Here is a 1,637-nt window from a genome sequence, read left to right as displayed (position 1 = left end):
GAACAAATCGGCGACGAGTCCGAAGTCTGCGACCTGGAAGATCGGGGCTTCTTCGTCCTTGTTGATGGCGACGATGATCTTGCTGTCCTTCATGCCCGCGAGGTGCTGGATCGCGCCCGAGATGCCGACGGCCACATACAGTTCCGGCGCCACGACCTTGCCGGTCTGGCCGACCTGCCAGTCGTTCGGGGCAAAGCCAGAGTCCACTGCCGCGCGGCTTGCGCCGACAGCAGCGCCGAGCTTGTCGGCAAGCGCCGTGATTAGCGCGAAGTCGGCTTCGGAACCCACGCCACGGCCACCCGAGACCACGATCTTGGCCGAGGTCAGTTCCGGGCGATCCGAGGCCGCCACCTTGTCCTCGACCCAAGAGCTCAGGCCCTTGTCACCGGCGCTCGCCGCGGCCTCGATCGGGGCCGAACCACCCACGCTCGCGGCTTCGAACGCCGTCGCGCGGATCGTGGCCACCTTGACCTTGTCCGACGATTTCACCGTCTGGATCGCGTTGCCCGCGTAGATCGGGCGCTCGAAAGTGTCTGCGTCAACCACGCCGACCACATCCGAGATCACCATCACATCCAGAAGTGCCGCAACGCGCGGCAGGACGTTCTTGGCCTCGGCCGTGGCAGGCGCCACGATATGGGTGACGCCACCGGCGAGCGAGACGACCAGATCGGCCAGCGGCTCTGCCAGGCCATGTGCATAGGCGGCATCGTCCGCCGTCAGCACCTTGGCCACACCGTCGAGCGCCGCGAACGGTGCCGCATCCACGCCCGCACCGGCCACGAGCACCGTCACCGGGCCCATCTTCTTCGCCGCGCTCAGCGCCTTCGAGGTCGCGTCGAGGCTGTTCACCTCAGCAATCAGAAGAACCGACATCACAGAACCCCCGCATCTTTCAGTTTCGCCACCAGCTCGTCGACCGAGCCCACCTTGATGCCAGCCGAACGGCCCGCCGGCTCTGCCGTCTTCACGACGCTCAGGCGCGGGGTCACGTCGACGCCGTAATCGGCGGCGGTCTTCTCATCGAGCGGCTTCTTCTTCGCCTTCATGATGTTCGGCAGCGAGGCATAGCGCGGCTCATTGAGACGCAGGTCGGCGGTCACGATCGCCGGCAGCTTGACCGAGATGGTCTGCAGACCGCCATCGACCTCGCGCGTCACTTTCGCGCTGTCGCCGGCAATCTCGATCTCCGAGGCGAAGGTCGCCTGACCCCAGCCGAGCAACGCCGCCAGCATCTGGCCGGTCGCGTTCATGTCGTTGTCGATCGCCTGCTTGCCCGCGATCACCAGACCCGGGGCCTCTTCCGCAACAACCTTGGCCAGGATCTTGGCCACGGCCAGCGGCTCGATGTCCTGATGCACGTCATCGGCGGCAACAACCAGGATCGCGCGGTCCGCGCCCATCGCCAGCGCCGTGCGCAGCGTCTCTTGCGCCTGCTTCACGCCGATCGAGACCACAACGATCTCGCTCGCCGCGCCCTTCTCCTTCAGACGGATCGCCTCTTCCACCGCGATCTCGTCAAACGGGTTCATCGACATCTTCACATTCGCAAGATCGACACCGCTTCCGTCCGCCTTCACGCGAACCTTCACGTTGTAGTCAATCACCCGCTTAACAGGCACCAATACCTTCATGGG

At 65.2% G+C, this 1,637-nt stretch carries 2 protein-coding genes; both read right to left on the bottom strand.

The annotated features are described in order from the left end of the window. A partial coding sequence (locus KTQ37_RS16595) for an electron transfer flavoprotein subunit alpha/FixB family protein (protein ID WP_218631618.1) occupies positions 1–876 on the bottom strand: 876 nt, incomplete at its 3' end. Continuing rightward, the gene (locus tag KTQ37_RS16590; protein ID WP_218631619.1) at positions 876–1,634 is read right to left on the bottom strand and encodes an electron transfer flavoprotein subunit beta/FixA family protein; all 759 of its coding nucleotides are present in this window, start codon (positions 1,632–1,634) and stop codon (positions 876–878) included. The genes KTQ37_RS16595 and KTQ37_RS16590, both read right to left, overlap by 1 nt. Positions 1,635–1,637 lie beyond the last annotated feature (3 nt).

This window comes from Sedimentimonas flavescens (assembly GCF_019264375.1).
Taxonomy (GTDB): domain Bacteria; phylum Pseudomonadota; class Alphaproteobacteria; order Rhodobacterales; family Rhodobacteraceae; genus Rhodobacter; species Rhodobacter flavescens.
The sequence above is the reverse complement of the archived record's forward strand: the minus strand, read 5'-3'. Positions and strand labels throughout refer to the sequence as shown.

Bases quoted from the DNA above. Each gene is read 5' to 3' on its own strand.
- KTQ37_RS16590 (WP_218631619.1), bottom strand. From the start codon at position 1,634: ATGAAGGTATTGGTGCCTGTTAAGCGGGTGATTGACTACAACGTGAAG.